This window comes from Lacisediminihabitans changchengi, from assembly GCF_016634425.1.
GTDB lineage: Bacteria > Actinomycetota > Actinomycetes > Actinomycetales > Microbacteriaceae > Lacisediminihabitans > Lacisediminihabitans changchengi.
Window position 1 is genome coordinate 557,749 of sequence record NZ_JAEPES010000002.1, and the last position, 14,105, is coordinate 571,853.

Here is a 14,105-nt window from a genome sequence, read left to right on the forward strand (position 1 = left end):
CAAGCCTAGGCTGGCGCGCTGGGGCAGCTCGTCGGCTTGGTAGTTTTGACCCATGACAACGACAGTGGCGATCATCGGGGCGACCGGCAGGATGGGGCGCCTGGTCGGCGAGGTCGTCGACGAGCTCGACGGCTTCGAGGTGGTCGCCCGCATCGGGTCGGCCGATGCTCTCGAGGGCATGCTGACCGCGGATGTCGTGGTCGATGTCACCGTTCCGGCCGTCAGCCAGTCGGTGGTCGACTTCGCCGTCGACAACGGCAGGCCCGTGCTGGTCGGAACCAGTGGGTGGTCGAACCAGCGGATCACGGCCCTCCGCCGCCGGGTGTCTGCGCAGCCTGGTCTCGGGGTCATCGTCATCCCGAATTTCTCGCTCGGTTCGGTGCTGGCCACCGCGTTCGCGGCGACCGCCGCGCGTTTTTTCGACTCGATCGAGATCATCGAGGCACACCACGCCTCCAAGGTGGACTCGCCGTCGGGCACTGCCGTGCGCACCGCCGAGCTCATCGGGGCCGCACGGGCGAATCTCGGGCCGGTGATCGCGCCGCACGCCGACCAGCGTGCTCGCGGTCAGCAGGTGTCGAGCGTGCCGATCCACAGCCTGCGCATGCAGGGGGTCGTTGCCAAGCAGGACGTGATCTTCGGCGGTACGGGGGAGACCCTCACCCTGAGCCACGAGACGCTGTCGCCGACGTCTTATGTCGCGGGCATCCGCCTGTCGCTGCAGGCGCTGCGCGAGACCGACGGTGTGGTGGTCGGACTCGATCAGCTCATCGATCTGGGCGCCTGATGCGCGGACGGGTCGGCGCCATCGTTATGACGGCGCTGCTGGTGCTGTACCTGGTGCTGGTGACGCAGCTCGCTATCCGCCTGATCTCGGTGGATGAGCCGGTGGCAAAGGCACTCGGGATCGCGCTCCTGGTGCTGCCGGTGATCGGGCTGTGGGCGCTCATCGCGGAACTCCTGTTCGGGCTGCGGAGTCAGCGGCTGACGAGGCGGCTCGCCGACGCCGGGGAGTTGCCGGCCGACACCCTTCCGAGTCGGGCCAGCGGTCGACCGGTGCGCTCGGCCGCGGATGCCGAGTTTCCGCGCTACAAGGCCGAGGTCGAGGCCGACCCTGGTTCGTGGCAGGCGTGGTTCCGGCTCGGGCTCGCCTACGACGCGAGCGGCGACCGCCGCCGCGCTCGCCAGGCCATCCGCCGCAGCATCGCCCTCGAGCGCGCTTCCGTTGATTGAGTAGCGCACGCCGTTTGCGGCGTCCGCGTATCGAAATCCGCGCCGAGCTACAGAAACTCGTCGATCGCCTGCTCGACGGTGTGATCGCGGAACACGAACCCGTCGGCGGTCAACTTTTCCGACGAGACGTTTTGGCTGCTCAGCAGTAGTTCCTCCCCGGCATCCTGGAGCGCGAGGTCGATGGCAAACTCGGGCACCGCGAGCGCATACGGTCTGTGCATCTTGTGCGCAACGTATTTGGTGATCTCCCCGGAGGTCGCTCTGGTCGGTCCGGCCAGGTTGACCGGCCCGCTCAGTGTCGACGTGAGCAGATACCGGATCGCCGCTGCCTCGTCGTACAAACTGATCCACGGCCATACGTCGGTCCCGCTTGCAAGTCGCGAACCGAGGCCGACGCGGGTGAGCGCCATGATCGGCTTGAGCGAACCGCCGTCACCGATCACCAGTCCGGTGCGGAGCATGACGACCCGGGTCGCCGTGGGGGACAGGCTCGCGGCCCGCTCCCACTGCTCGACGACGTCGCCCAGAAACCCTTTTCCGCGCGGAGACTCCTCGGTGAGGATCTCCCCGGGCCGGTCACCGTAGATGCCGACGGCGGAGCCGCTCAAGAAGGTCGCCGGTGGCGTCGCGGCACGGGCCATGGCATCCGTCAGCGTTCTGGTGGCATCGAGTCGCGATTTTAGGATCTCGTCCCGGTACTTGTGCGTCCACGGCAGTTTGCCGATGGAGGCGCCAGAGAGGTTGATCACGGCGTCCGTGTCGCTGATCAGCCCGGGATCGAGCGTGCCAGAGGCGGGTGCCCAGGTGGCCTGGTTGTCGCTCTGTGGTTCTCCTCGTACGAGGAGCGTGACCTGGTGGCCGTCATCGGTGAGCTGCCGGATCAGTTCGGTGCCGATGAAGCCCGAGCCGCCAGCGACGAGTACGCGCAGAGTTTCGGACATCAGGCGAGGCTCGCTTCGAGGGTGATCGGGATGCCGATCAGGGCGCGTGAGACCGGGCACGTTTTCTTCGCCTCGTCGGCGATGGACGTGAAGTCCGCCTCGCTGATGCCGGGGATCTTGGCACTGACGAGCAGATGACTTCCGGTGATGCCTTCGGCCGGGTCGAAGGTGACGGCCGCGGTGACCTGCAGACTCTCGGGCGGGGTACCTGCTATTGCGAGAAGGTTGGCGAGCGCCATCGAGTAGCAGGCGGAATGGGCGGCGCCGAGCAGTTCTTCCGGGTTCGTCTTGCCCGCTTCCCCGTGGGAGCGAGCCGCCCAGCTGACGGGAAATTGTGCGGCATTGGAGGAGTCGAGAGTGGTCGTCCCGGTGCCGGTCTTGAGGTCCCCGTTCCACAGGGTGGTCGCTTCGCTGGTGACTGCCATGAATCCTCCTCCTCGAGCCCGACCGCCCCGGTCGGTGATGAGCCTCAGCCTAGGTCACCCGGTTTTGCGCGCCCAGGGGGTTGTGCCCGTTGGCGGAGGCACTGTCGCGGGATTGACGCTGTGGCGGGATGTCGGGGGGCGGATGTCTGCGGCGCTCGCTATCGTGAAGCCGTGCCCGATGAGACTTCCGCTGCCCCAGTCCGCTCAGACGTCGTTTTCCGGTCCGATGTGACCGTGGAGCTGGTGCGTTCCAGCGCGCATGACTCCGATGTGCTGTTCGCCGCACGGGTTTCGACCCAGGGGGAGCAGACGCTCGAGGCGGCACAGGCGTCCGACCGAGCCGATTCTCACGAACCCGACGTCGAGGACAAGCGCGCACGCGGGCTCATCAATTACTTGATGCGCGACCGGCATGGTTCGCCGTTCGAGCACAATTCCATGACCTTCTACGTTCAGGCACCGATCTTTGTGTTCCGCGAGTTCATGCGCCACCGCATCGCCTCGTACAACGAGGAGTCGGGTCGGTACCGCGAGCTGAAGCCGGTCTTCTACGTTCCCGGTGCGGATCGCAATCTGGTGCAGGTCGGTAAGCCGGGCGCGTACACGTTCGAGCCCGGCACTGCGGAGCAGACCGACCTGGTTCAGGCAGAATCACGCCGCCAGTCGACCGAGGCTTTCGAGTCGTACCAGCGGATGCTCGACGCCGGTGTCGCCCGCGAGGTCGCCCGCATTGTGCTCCCGCTGAATATCTATTCGTCGATGTACGTGACGCTGAATGCCCGTTCGCTGATGAACTTCATCTCCCTGCGTACCAAGCGCGAGGGCAGTCACTTCCCCTCGTTCCCGCAGCGCGAGATCGAGATGGTGGCGGAGAAGATCGAGGATTCTTTCGCCGAGCTGATGCCGCTCACCTACGCAGCGTTTAACGGCAACGGCCGCGTAGCTCCCTGACTTTCAGCGCGCTGCTTCTCGCTCCCAGCCCGCGCCGGTCCGCCGACGACGGATGACCGAAGACCGATGACCGACGGCGGTGACCGGTGATCGATGACCGGTTGTCAGGTGTGCGAAGCGCGGCAGTCTCGTCCTCTCGTCCTTCACAGGAGCGCGACCTCGACCCGTGCCCGCATCCGAGATAACCTCGGCCCATCGGCGGTCCGCGATCACCAGAATCGTCGCATGAACGCTGTCGACGAGATCATCCGGGACCTGGGCGGCGTAGCTACGGCCGCGGAACTGCGCGAAAGAGGGCACCCAGCCTGGGAGTTGCGAATGCTGTTGGACTACGGCCGTCTGGTCCGGGTTCGCAAAGGGTGGTACGCAACGACCAGTACTCCGATCGAGCTGGTGCGTGCGTGGCGGGTTGGCGGCCGACTCGCCTGCGTCAGCGCACCGGGTGGCCATGAGCTTCGAGGCTGAGCGCCACGGCTTCGACCGACGGCTCGTCGTGCCGCTGGAAACTGCTCTGGAGCAGGCCGAATGCTGCCGACCGCGAACGACGCCTGCCTGGACACTCCGACGCGATACTCTGTAACTCGTGACTACGCCCACTAATCCTTTCGGCCAGGTGCTCGTAGCACTCGTGACCCCCTTCACCGCAGACGGTGAAGTGGACTGGGCCGGCGTCGAAAAGCACATCGACGATGTCATCAGCGCGGGCGCGGACGGCATCGTCGTCACCGGCACCACTGGCGAGACCTCCACCCTCACCGACCCCGAGAAGATCCGCCTCGTCGAGGTCGGCAAATCCGTAGCAGACGGTCGCGCCAAGATCATCACCGGCGGTGGCTCGAACGAGACCGCGCACGCCATCGAGCTGTACAAGCACAGCGAGAAGGCCGGGGCAGACGGCGTCATGATCGTCACGCCGTACTACAACAAGCCCACCCAGGCGGGCGTGCTCACCCACTTCCGCATGATCGCGGACGCCACCGATCTACCGGTCATCCTGTACGATATTCCGGGCCGCACGGGCATCCCGATCAAGTACGAGACGATTCTGCGCGCAGCCCAGCATCCCAACATCCGTGCGGTCAAAGACGCCAAGGGCGACCTCAGCGAAGTCAGCCGGGTGCTCAACCAGACCGACCTTCTGTACTTTTCTGGCGACGACGCGATGGTGCTCCCGCATCTCAGCATCGGAGCAAGCGGACTGATCGGCGTCACCGCCAACATCGCGCCCGCGCCGTACCGCGCCATCATCGACGCGGTCAACGCTGGCGACCTGCACACCGCGACCGCGGCACACAAGCAGCTCGAACCTCTCGTGCGAGCCGTGATGACACACGTGCCCGGCACCGTGGCGGCGAAGTACATCCTGCACGGCCTCGGGCGAATCGGCAGCCCGCGCGTGCGCCTCCCGCTGGTCGGCCCGGAAGACGCCGAAGCAGCCCTGATCGAAGACGAGATCGCCCTCGTCGGCGACATCCCCGGTGTCGATCTCAGCAACTTCCGCCCCGATCGCAACGCCGCCGCCGGTGGGGCGCTCCCCAAGGTCGCGGGAACCACGCGCTAGCGCGCACCCACAGCAAGCTCACCAACAAGAACTTGAAACAGGGGGCTCAAGGCCCCACCACTCACGAGCACTGGAAGCAATGAATTCACCTGTGTATGAACCCCGCAAACTGAAGCCGGGAACCCTCCGCGTCATCCCCATCGGGGGACTCGGAGAAATCGGTCGCAACATGACGACCTACGAGATCGACGGCAAGATCCTCATCGTCGACTGCGGAGTGCTGTTCCCCGAGGAGAACCAGCCCGGCGTCGACCTGATCCTGCCCGACTTCACCCCGATCAAAGACCGTCTCGACGACGTCGTCGGAGTGGTGCTCACGCACGGCCACGAAGACCACATCGGTGCCGTGCCGTACCTGCTGCGCCTGCGCCAAGACATCCCGCTCATCGGCTCCACCCTCACGCTCGCGCTGGTCGAGGCCAAACTCAAAGAGCACCGCATCTCGCCGTACACGCTGACCGTGCACGAGGGCGAAAAGGAGCAGCTCGGCCCGTTCGACCTCGAATTCATCGCGGTCAACCACTCGATTCCGGATGCCCTGGCCGTCGCCATCAAGACGGAAGCCGGCGTCGTGCTCCACACCGGTGACTTCAAGATGGACCAGCTTCCGCTCGACGACCGCATCACCGACCTGCGCGCCTTCGCGCGGCTCGGCGAGGCCGGCGTCGACCTGTTCCTTCCGGACTCCACGAACGCCGATGTGCCCGGCTTCACCGCCCCCGAGCGTGACATCGGGCCCGTGCTCGCCGCCGTGATCGCCAAGGCGCCGCGCCGCGTCATCGTTGCCAGTTTCTCCAGCCACGTTCACCGCGTGCAGCAGGTGCTGGATGCCGCCCACGCCAATGGCCGCCGCGTCGCCTTCATGGGCCGCTCGATGGTGCGCAACATGACCATCGCCGCGGAGCTCGGCTACCTCCGGGTGCCGGAGGGCGTGCTGATCGACGGCAAGAAGGCCGCCGACCTGCCCGACAACAAGATCGTCTACATGAGCACGGGCTCGCAGGGCGAGCCGATGGCGGTCCTGGCGCGCATGGCCAATCTCGAGCACCAGATCGAGATCGGCAAGGGTGACACCGTCATCCTCGCCTCGAGCCTCATCCCTGGCAACGAGAACGCGGTCTACCGCGTGATCAACGGCCTGATGAAGCTCGGCGCGAACGTGGTGCACAAAGGCAACGCGAAGGTACACGTCTCCGGCCACGCCTCCGCGGGCGAGCTGCTGTATGTCTACAACATCCTGCGCCCGAAGAACGTCCTGCCGGTGCACGGTGAATACCGTCACCTCATTGCGAACCAGGAGCTCGCCATCCTGAGCGGCGTGCCGGAGTCGCACACCTTCATCGGCGAAGACGGCACCGTCATCGACCTGAAGGACGGGCATGCCGAGGTCGTCGGGCAGCTGGATCTCGGCTACGTCTACGTCGACGGCTCCACCGTCGGAGAGATCACGGATGCCGACCTCAAAGACCGCCGCATCCTCTCCGAAGAGGGCTTCGTCTCCATCTTCGTCGCGGTCGACGTGCAGACTGGTCGAACCATTGTCGGGCCGGAGATCCAGGCCCGCGGGTTCGCCGAAGACGAGAAGGTCTTCGACGACGTCAAGCCGATGATCATCAAGGCGCTGTACCAGGCCGCGGAGAACGGCACCCGCGACACGCACTCGTACAGCCAGGTCATCCGTCGCACCGTCGGACGCTGGGTCAACTCCACGCACCGCCGTCGCCCGATGATCGTCCCGGTTGTCATCGAAGCGTAGATAGCGACACGCACAAGGAGCGGCGAGTCATCCATGAGGATGACTCGCCGCTCGACGCGATTCGGTACTGACCGTGCCGCGGAACACGCGCCCCGGGCATCCGCGGCTCTGTCGCCCCTGCCGTTTACCTTTGATTCCATGGCTACGAGTACCAAGTCGACCCCGCGCGCCCGCGCCTCGACGTCCCGCGCGGGCACGGGAACCCGGGCGACCGGCAAGGGAACGACGCGCAAGCTGCCCGTCGCTCAGACGGTCGAGACCAAGCCGGGAATCCTGAGCGCGGCCTGGCTCGGTCTCGCGCACATCGTCGGCGGCGCTGCCCGGGTGTTCGGCACCGAGACGCTAGCCAAAGAGGAGCGTCGCGACGGCGTTCCGTTCTTCATCTTCCTGCTCGCGATCGCCGGTGCCGTGGTCGAGTGGTTCAACCCGGCCGACCCGATCGCCGTCGCTCTCGACTCGTACACCTTCGGCGGCCTGTTCGGTCGCGTCGCCTTCGCGCTGCCGGTGATCATGCTGCTGTTCGCTCTCTGGTTGTTCCGGCATCCGGCCTCGGTGCACGACAATGGCCGCATCGGCATCGGCCTCGCAATCCTGCTGGTCACGATCAGCGCTCTCTGCCACATCTTCGGCGGCCAGCCGCATCCGGCCGAGGGAATGGCCATGCTTGCACCGGCCGGGGGCATCCTCGGCTGGATCGTCGCCGCACCGCTGATCGCCATCGGCACCGCCTATCTCGCGACGCCGGTCGTGATCGTGCTGCTGGTGCTGTCCCTGTTCATCATCACCAAGACGCCACCGAACCGCGTCGGCGTGCGCCTTCGTGAGCTCTACGCCTACCTGTTCGGTGCCCAGCTCGCCGAGCCCGCCGCGAAGGCCGCAGAAAGCAGCGGTGGCGTGAGCTTTGGCGACCTGGATGACCTCGGGCTCGACGACGAGGACGACAACGCTCAGCTGCCATGGTGGCGCCGCAACAAGACCAAGCGAGAAGACGACCCCGCCTTCGACACGCCGGTGATCAGCAGGGCAGACGAGACCGAGGTCATCGCTCGCGCCGGGGTCGTCGACCGCACCCCGCCGCCCGAGCCGCTCACCGAGGTCCTCGACGACCTCGACCAGGCCGAACATGCCGTCAAGCGCTTCACCGGGGAAGTGGATGTCGCGGCCCCCGCGACCGCGATCCGCGACGACGGCGGACCACTGGTCGCCGACCTCCTCCCGGGTTTCTCCGACACCGCCTCGCTCACGGGCGCAGCGGGCGAGTTCGACACGGATGTGGTCGTTCCGACCGCCGCACCGAGCGCTCCGTATCGACTGCCGGCGGCATCCTCTCTCGTCCCCGGCACTCCGCCGAAGACGCGCTCCGAGGCGAACGACGCGATCGTGGCCGCCATCACCGAGGTGCTCAAGCAGTTCTCGGTCGATGCCCGTGTCACCGGATTCAGCCGGGGCCCCACGGTCACCCGCTACGAGATCGAGCTCGGCCCTGGGGTCAAGGTGGAACGGGTCACTGCGCTCACCAAGAACCTCTCGTACGCCGTGGCGAGCAACGAGGTGCGCATCCTCGCGCCGATTCCCGGCAAGAGCGCCATCGGTGTCGAGGTTCCGAACGCCGACCGCGAGATCGTCTCGCTCGGCGACGTGCTGCGCTCCAAGGCCAGCACCTCGAGCTCGCACCCGATGACCATCGGCCTCGGCAAAGACGTCGAGGGCGGCTTCGTCGTCGCGAACCTGGCCAAGATGCCTCACCTCCTGGTCGCCGGTTCGACGGGTTCGGGTAAGTCCAGCTTCGTCAACTCGATGATCACGTCGCTGCTGATGCGGGCCAAGCCCACGGAGGTGCGCATGGTGCTGATCGACCCGAAGCGGGTCGAATTGGCGCCGTACGCCGGCATCCCGCACCTCATCACGCCCATCATCACGAACCCGAAGAAGGCCGCCGAAGCGCTGGCCTGGGTCGTGAAGGAGATGGACATGCGCTACGACGATCTGGCGAGCTTCGGGTTCCGTCACATCGACGACTTCAACGCGGCGGTGATCGCGAACGAGATCACCCTTCCCGAGAACAGCCAGCGCACGCTCAAGCCGTACCCGTACCTGCTGGTTGTGGTGGACGAGCTCGCCGACCTCATGATGGTGGCGCCGCGAGATGTCGAAGACTCGATCGTGCGCATCACCCAGCTGGCGCGAGCATCCGGAATCCACCTCGTGCTGGCGACCCAGCGGCCGTCGGTCGACGTCGTGACCGGCTTGATCAAGGCCAACGTGCCCTCGCGGCTCGCGTTCGCGGTGTCGAGCATGACCGACTCGCGCGTCATCCTCGACCAGCCCGGCGCCGACAAGCTGATCGGTCAGGGCGACGCCCTGTTCCTGCCGATGGGGGCCTCCAAGGCGATCCGTGTGCAGGGCGCATGGGTCACCGAGAGTGAGGTCAACGCGGTCGTACAGCACGTCACGCGCCAAGCCCGCCCGGAGTACCGACAGGATGTCGCGGCTTCCGCAGAGAAGAAGCAGATCGATGGCGACATCGGCGATGACCTCGAACTGCTGCTGGCGGCGGCGGAGCTCTGCGTCAGCACCCAGTTCGGATCGACCTCGATGCTGCAGCGCAAGCTCCGCGTCGGCTTCGCCAAGGCCGGTCGCCTCATGGACCTTCTCGAATCGCGCGAGATCGTCGGTCCATCCGAGGGTTCCAAGGCCAGAGACGTCCTAGTCGCTCCCGAGCAACTGCCGGCGGTGCTGGCGAAGCTGCGCGGTGACGACGGCCCCGCTCCGGCACCGGATGAGCGTTACAGTGCTGACCCGGTCGGCGACATGACCAGTGGTTACGATGAAGTCGACGAGGGCCCCTCAGACGAGGATGCCTGGACTCTGACCGGCAGGGACTGACCCGATGGCATCTACCGCCGCGAGCGAGAACCCGTTCCGCGGGCGATTCATCCGCGCGGGCGACGGACCGGCCAGTCTCGGCAACCTGGCGAACGTCATCACGGTCGTCCGCATCCTCATGGCGCCGGTGTTCATCTGGCTCCTCCTGCTCGACGGGTCGCAGGGCGGAGCGCTGCGCTGGATTGCGACGGTGTTCTTCGTTGTGGCGATAGTCACCGACAGCCTGGACGGCCACATCGCCCGGTCGCAGAACCTGGTCACCGACTTCGGCAAGATCGTCGATCCGATCGCCGACAAGATTCTGATCGGGAGCGCGCTCGTCGCACTGTCGATCCTCGGTGAACTGTGGTGGTGGGTGACCATCGTCATCCTCGTGCGCGAGTTCGGCATCACGGTGTGGCGCTTCGCCGTCATCCGTACCAGGGTGATTCCGGCGGTGGCGAGCGGCAAGCTCAAGACGGTGCTGCAGGCGGTCGCCATCACGCTCTTCCTCGCCCCCTTCCCAGCACTCCTCGGCGAGTGGGTGTTCTGGGTCAACTGGGTCGTCATGGCCGCGGCGCTTGCGTTGACGGTCATCTCCGGCATCGACTTCGTGATCAAGTACGTCCGACAGAATCGCGTCGCCAGCGTATGAGCGTCGCCGAGGCGATCATCTCGACGCTTCGTGACCGTGGGATGACCATGGCGCTGGCGGAGTCACTCACCGGCGGCCTGCTCGTGGCGGAGCTGATCGCGGTGCCCGGCGCGTCCCACGTGGTGCGCGGGGGAGTGGTCGCCTACGACACGGCCATCAAGCAGACGGTCCTCGGGGTCGACGCCGACCTGTTGGCCGAGCACGGACCGGTGCATCCGGAGGTTGCGCGACAGATGGCAGACCGGGTGCGAACGGTGCTCGCGGTGAACGGAAAGCCCGCGGATGTTGGCCTCTCGACCACGGGTGTGGCCGGCCCCGGCGCGCAGGGCGAGCATCCGGCCGGCACGGTGTACGTCGGATTCGCCCTCGGAGGTCGTGTCTTCGCCGAACTTTTGCAGCTCGAAGGTGACCGCGAAGCCATCCGCAAGGGCACCGTCTCCGAATCATTGGTACGGCTTCACCAGGAGCTCGCGACGGCGTGATCGGGGCCGCGGGAATCTTTCCCGTTTCGATCGCGTTACAGCTGAAGGATTCACAAGCGTCACACAGTGTGCGCTGGTTAGAGTTCTGAGAACGGTGACGGTAGTGTTGCACCCTCATCAGATCAGCTCCATCCAGGGTCACGTCATAGGAGGAGGGTTCCAGTGGTTCTAGTACGTCAGGAAATCGGTGACGTTCTCCGGGACTTCCGCCTGCAGAAGGGTCGTACTCTTCGTCAGGTCGCGAGCAAGGCAAGCGTTGCTCTCGGCTACTTGAGCGAAGTGGAGCGTGGCCAGAAAGAAGCCAGCTCAGAGATCCTTGCTTCGGTCGCGGATGCACTCGAGACGCCGATTTCGGTCATCATGCGCGAGGTGGGCGACCGCCTTGCAGTGATCGAGGGAATCAACGTGATTCCCGATACCGTCCCCGATGACCTCGTCGCGGACTTCGACGCGGGACTCATCTCGCGCTAACTCCAGCCTGTTACACAGACTTAGTTCGACCGGGGACGGTGTGCCCAGGTCGAAACGGATGCCCGGCTCACGCGAGCCGGGCATTCTTATGTTTAACGGTCCCTGAGCTTGTCGAAGCGCCTCTGGTTGAGTAGCCATCGCCGGTTGAGTAGCGCCTGTTCCGCTGGTTGAGTAGCGCCCGACGAAGGATGCCGCGTATCGAAACCCGGTTACCCTTAACAGCATGCGCCTCAGTGAGTTCTGGATTGCCGTCACCGATGAGTTCGGCGACGTCTATGGTCGGGCGCTCACCCACGACCTGGTGCTGAGCGAGGTCGGCGGTCACACCGCAGAGCAGGCGATCAAGCGCGGCGTGCAGCCTCGTGAGATCTGGCTCGCCCTCTGCCGGGCGACCGATGTGCCCGAGACCCGCTGGTATGGCGCCGGGGTACGCGAGCCCAAGGGCTGACCCACAGCCCACCCTGGCGTTCGAACACCAGACGACACGCCGCGCTATTCATTCGAACACGTCTTCGGTTCGGAGTAGGCTCCTCACCAGGTGCTCGAATCGACGAGTTCTCCACCGTTCGCGGGGATGTCCGGGCTATGTCACCGGTCCCGCGTACTGTCGGATTCGTCGGATCAAGCCACCGACACCAGCCTTGCCGCTGGTCGAGAAAGCCCTGCAGGATCGGTTCTTTCGGCGAAACGGCAGCCTATAGGCGCAACGCCCGTGCACGCATCGTGCACCACCATGAAGGAGCCGCAATGCCATCAGCAGCCGACCGTGAGAAGTCGCTCGAAACCGCCCTCGCCCAGATCGACCGCCAGTTCGGCAAGGGCTCCGTCATGCGCCTCGGGAGCGACGAGCGCGCCCCCGTCGCCGTCATCCCCACCGGTTCGATCGCGCTGGATGTCGCGCTCGGCATTGGTGGGCTCCCGCGTGGCCGCATCGTCGAGATCTATGGCCCGGAGTCGTCGGGTAAGACGACCCTGACGCTTCACGCCATCGCCAACGCTCAGCGCGCCGGGGGCATCGCCGCCTTCATCGATGCGGAGCACGCCCTCGACCCCGAGTACGCCAAGGCTCTCGGTGTCGACATCGATGCCCTGCTCGTCTCCCAGCCCGACACCGGTGAGCAGGCGCTCGAGATCGCCGACATGCTCGTGCGGTCCGGGTCTATCGACCTGGTCGTGATCGACTCCGTCGCGGCGCTCGTACCCCGCGCCGAGATCGAGGGCGAGATGGGTGACTCCCACGTCGGTCTTCAGGCCCGCCTCATGTCTCAGGCGCTGCGCAAGCTCACCGGTGGACTCAGCCAGACCAACACCACGATGATCTTCATCAACCAGCTGCGGGAGAAGATCGGCGTCTTCTTCGGCTCTCCCGAGACCACTGCCGGTGGTAAGGCGCTCAAGTTCTATGCCTCGGTGCGACTCGACATTCGTCGCATCGAGACCCTGAAAGAGGGAACGGATGCCGTCGGTAACCGTACCCGCGTCAAGGTCGTCAAGAACAAAATGGCACCGCCTTTCAAGCAGGCCGAGTTCGACATCCTGTACGGCACCGGAATCTCCCGCGAGGGCAGCTTGATCGACTTCGGTGTCGAGCACGAGATCGTACGCAAGTCCGGCGCCTGGTACACCTACGACGGCGATCAGCTGGGACAGGGCAAGGAGAACTCGCGCAAGTTTCTCATCGCCAACCCCGACATCGCGGCCGAGATCGAGGGCAAGATCTTGGCCAAGCTCGGTGTGGTGGCGGATGCCAAGGCCGTCGCGGCCGCGGCCGCTGCAGAGCAGAAGGCAGCGTCACTCACCCCCGGGGCGAAGGCAGCGCCAGTCACCCCCGCGGCGAAGGCTCCCAAGACCATGTCAGTGAAGGCCGCAGCCGAGCGCACCGCGGTAGGAGCGTAACGGTGGCTGTCGACGACGCTGACGACCGCGCTTCCCAGGCTGGCGGCGAGCGACTCGCTCGGGTGACCTACCTGCCGGGGGTGGTCCCGCCGTCGTCGACACCAACGATCTCTCCCACCACCACTGGCGCGGCGACGGATGACGACGGCTGGGCGACCGCGGACAGCGCGCCGTTGCCGGACTTCGCGAGTTTCTTCGGCGATGCGGAAGATCCACAACCTGCGTCGGTCACCGAGCCAGACCGCGATACGCCGGCAGGGGATGCGCGGGTCGGGACTTCGCGCACGCTCACGGGGCGTGACAAGGCCAGCCGTGAAAAGGCCAGCCGTGCAACGGCAGATACGCCCCCGCGCGAAGACGCCCTCGGACGCGGCAAGAGGGAGGTGCGTGCCGAGAACGTGAGCATGCACGCCCTCACTCGTCGCGGCATGTCACGCTGGGAGCTGGAGAAGACGCTGCTTTCGCGCGACTTCGAGCCCGAGGCAGTGGAAGAGGAGCTCGATCGGCTGGAGCGGGTGGGCCTGCTCGATGACGGTGCCCTCGCCGAGACACTGGTGCGAACCCAGCACGAGCGCAAGGGCCTCGGCCGCTCCGCTCTCACCGCCGAGCTTCGCCGTCGGCACATCGATCAGGAGCACATCGATGCGGCGATGGAGCAGGTGCACGACGATGATGAACAGTCCCGCGCGACCGAGTTGGCGGTGAAGCGCGCGCCACAGCTGCGCTCGTATGACACCGAGACGGCGAAGCGCAGGCTCACCGGCTTCCTCATGCGCAAGGGGTATGCCTCCTCGGTTGTGCGCAACGCCGTCGACGAGGCACTGTCAGGAAGATCGTCTGGTTCCTCGAGCGGTGTCCGTTTTCGCTGA

General features: G+C 65.9%; 15 protein-coding genes. 13 read left to right on the forward strand and 2 right to left on the reverse strand.

The window, feature by feature from the left end; all coding sequences use genetic code 11:
- The first annotated feature begins 52 nt into the window (after positions 1-52).
- Positions 53-787, forward strand: coding sequence for a 4-hydroxy-tetrahydrodipicolinate reductase (gene dapB / locus IV501_RS08105; protein ID WP_200555995.1), 735 nt, complete (start codon positions 53-55; stop codon positions 785-787).
- Positions 787-1,233 (forward strand): hypothetical protein, encoded by a 447-nt coding sequence (locus IV501_RS08110; RefSeq protein WP_200555997.1) that lies wholly within the window; start codon positions 787-789, stop codon positions 1,231-1,233. Before dapB ends, IV501_RS08110 begins: the two co-directional genes overlap by 1 nt.
- 47 nt (positions 1,234-1,280) lie before the next feature.
- Here the strand turns inward: IV501_RS08110 and IV501_RS08115 are convergent, their stop codons facing one another.
- Positions 1,281-2,174, reverse strand: a complete 894-nt coding sequence (locus tag IV501_RS08115) for a TIGR01777 family oxidoreductase (protein ID WP_200555999.1) — start codon at positions 2,172-2,174, stop codon at positions 1,281-1,283.
- Positions 2,174-2,599, reverse strand: a complete 426-nt coding sequence (locus tag IV501_RS08120; protein WP_200556001.1) for an OsmC family peroxiredoxin — start codon at positions 2,597-2,599, stop codon at positions 2,174-2,176. Before IV501_RS08120 ends, IV501_RS08115 begins: the two co-directional genes overlap by 1 nt.
- A gap of 171 nt (positions 2,600-2,770) precedes the next feature.
- Between IV501_RS08120 and thyX the strand changes: the two genes are divergently transcribed.
- The 11 genes from thyX to IV501_RS08175 all read left to right on the forward strand — a co-directional run bounded on the left by thyX (position 2,771) and on the right by IV501_RS08175 (position 14,105).
- Positions 2,771-3,550: an FAD-dependent thymidylate synthase gene (gene thyX, locus IV501_RS08125; RefSeq protein WP_200556003.1), complete on the forward strand. Its 780-nt coding sequence runs from the start codon at positions 2,771-2,773 to the stop codon at positions 3,548-3,550.
- Positions 3,551-3,775: 225 nt separating this feature from the next.
- Positions 3,776-4,015: a type IV toxin-antitoxin system AbiEi family antitoxin domain-containing protein gene (locus IV501_RS08130; protein WP_200556005.1), complete on the forward strand. Its 240-nt coding sequence runs from the start codon at positions 3,776-3,778 to the stop codon at positions 4,013-4,015.
- Positions 4,016-4,133: 118 nt separating this feature from the next.
- The gene (gene dapA / locus IV501_RS08135) at positions 4,134-5,111 is read left to right on the forward strand and encodes a 4-hydroxy-tetrahydrodipicolinate synthase (RefSeq protein ID WP_200556007.1); all 978 of its coding nucleotides are present in this window, start codon (positions 4,134-4,136) and stop codon (positions 5,109-5,111) included.
- A 79-nt stretch (positions 5,112-5,190) separates the two neighbouring features.
- Positions 5,191-6,867 (forward strand): ribonuclease J, encoded by a 1,677-nt coding sequence (locus IV501_RS08140; protein WP_200556008.1) that lies wholly within the window; start codon positions 5,191-5,193, stop codon positions 6,865-6,867.
- Between the two features lie 138 nt (positions 6,868-7,005).
- Complete coding sequence (locus tag IV501_RS08145) at positions 7,006-9,753, forward strand: FtsK/SpoIIIE family DNA translocase (RefSeq protein ID WP_200556010.1); 2,748 nt, start codon at positions 7,006-7,008, stop codon at positions 9,751-9,753.
- Between the two features lie 4 nt (positions 9,754-9,757).
- Complete coding sequence (gene pgsA, locus IV501_RS08150; RefSeq protein WP_200556012.1) at positions 9,758-10,387, forward strand: CDP-diacylglycerol--glycerol-3-phosphate 3-phosphatidyltransferase; 630 nt, start codon at positions 9,758-9,760, stop codon at positions 10,385-10,387.
- Positions 10,384-10,869: a CinA family protein gene (locus IV501_RS08155; protein ID WP_200556020.1), complete on the forward strand. Its 486-nt coding sequence runs from the start codon at positions 10,384-10,386 to the stop codon at positions 10,867-10,869. The genes pgsA and IV501_RS08155 overlap by 4 nt, the downstream gene beginning before the upstream one ends.
- Before the next feature lie 162 nt (positions 10,870-11,031).
- Positions 11,032-11,340 carry a helix-turn-helix domain-containing protein gene (locus IV501_RS08160; RefSeq protein ID WP_200556022.1) on the forward strand — a complete coding sequence of 103 codons (309 nt, stop codon included), beginning with the start codon at positions 11,032-11,034 and terminating at the stop codon, positions 11,338-11,340.
- Between the two features lie 223 nt (positions 11,341-11,563).
- On the forward strand, positions 11,564-11,788 hold the full coding sequence (locus IV501_RS08165; RefSeq protein ID WP_200556024.1) for a DUF3046 domain-containing protein: 225 nt from the start codon (positions 11,564-11,566) through the stop codon (positions 11,786-11,788).
- 299 nt (positions 11,789-12,087) lie between these two features.
- A complete protein-coding gene (recA, locus tag IV501_RS08170; protein WP_200556026.1) occupies positions 12,088-13,236 on the forward strand; it encodes a recombinase RecA in 1,149 nt (382 codons plus the stop codon).
- Between the two features lie 2 nt (positions 13,237-13,238).
- Positions 13,239-14,105: a regulatory protein RecX gene (locus IV501_RS08175; RefSeq protein ID WP_307812238.1), complete on the forward strand. Its 867-nt coding sequence runs from the start codon at positions 13,239-13,241 to the stop codon at positions 14,103-14,105.

Bases quoted from the DNA above. Each gene is read 5' to 3' on its own strand.
- dapB (WP_200555995.1), top strand. From the start codon at position 53: ATGACAACGACAGTGGCGATCATCGGGGCGACCGGCAGGATGGGGCGC.
- IV501_RS08165 (WP_200556024.1), top strand. From the start codon at position 11,564: ATGCGCCTCAGTGAGTTCTGGATTGCCGTCACCGATGAGTTCGGCGAC.
- pgsA (WP_200556012.1), top strand. From the start codon at position 9,758: ATGGCATCTACCGCCGCGAGCGAGAACCCGTTCCGCGGGCGATTCATC.
- IV501_RS08130 (WP_200556005.1), top strand. From the start codon at position 3,776: ATGAACGCTGTCGACGAGATCATCCGGGACCTGGGCGGCGTAGCTACG.
- IV501_RS08110 (WP_200555997.1), top strand. From the start codon at position 787: ATGCGCGGACGGGTCGGCGCCATCGTTATGACGGCGCTGCTGGTGCTG.
- IV501_RS08145 (WP_200556010.1), top strand. From the start codon at position 7,006: ATGGCTACGAGTACCAAGTCGACCCCGCGCGCCCGCGCCTCGACGTCC.
- recA (WP_200556026.1), top strand. From the start codon at position 12,088: ATGCCATCAGCAGCCGACCGTGAGAAGTCGCTCGAAACCGCCCTCGCC.
- IV501_RS08140 (WP_200556008.1), top strand. From the start codon at position 5,191: ATGAATTCACCTGTGTATGAACCCCGCAAACTGAAGCCGGGAACCCTC.
- IV501_RS08120 (WP_200556001.1), bottom strand. From the start codon at position 2,599: ATGGCAGTCACCAGCGAAGCGACCACCCTGTGGAACGGGGACCTCAAG.
- IV501_RS08115 (WP_200555999.1), bottom strand. From the start codon at position 2,174: ATGTCCGAAACTCTGCGCGTACTCGTCGCTGGCGGCTCGGGCTTCATC.
- IV501_RS08155 (WP_200556020.1), top strand. From the start codon at position 10,384: ATGAGCGTCGCCGAGGCGATCATCTCGACGCTTCGTGACCGTGGGATG.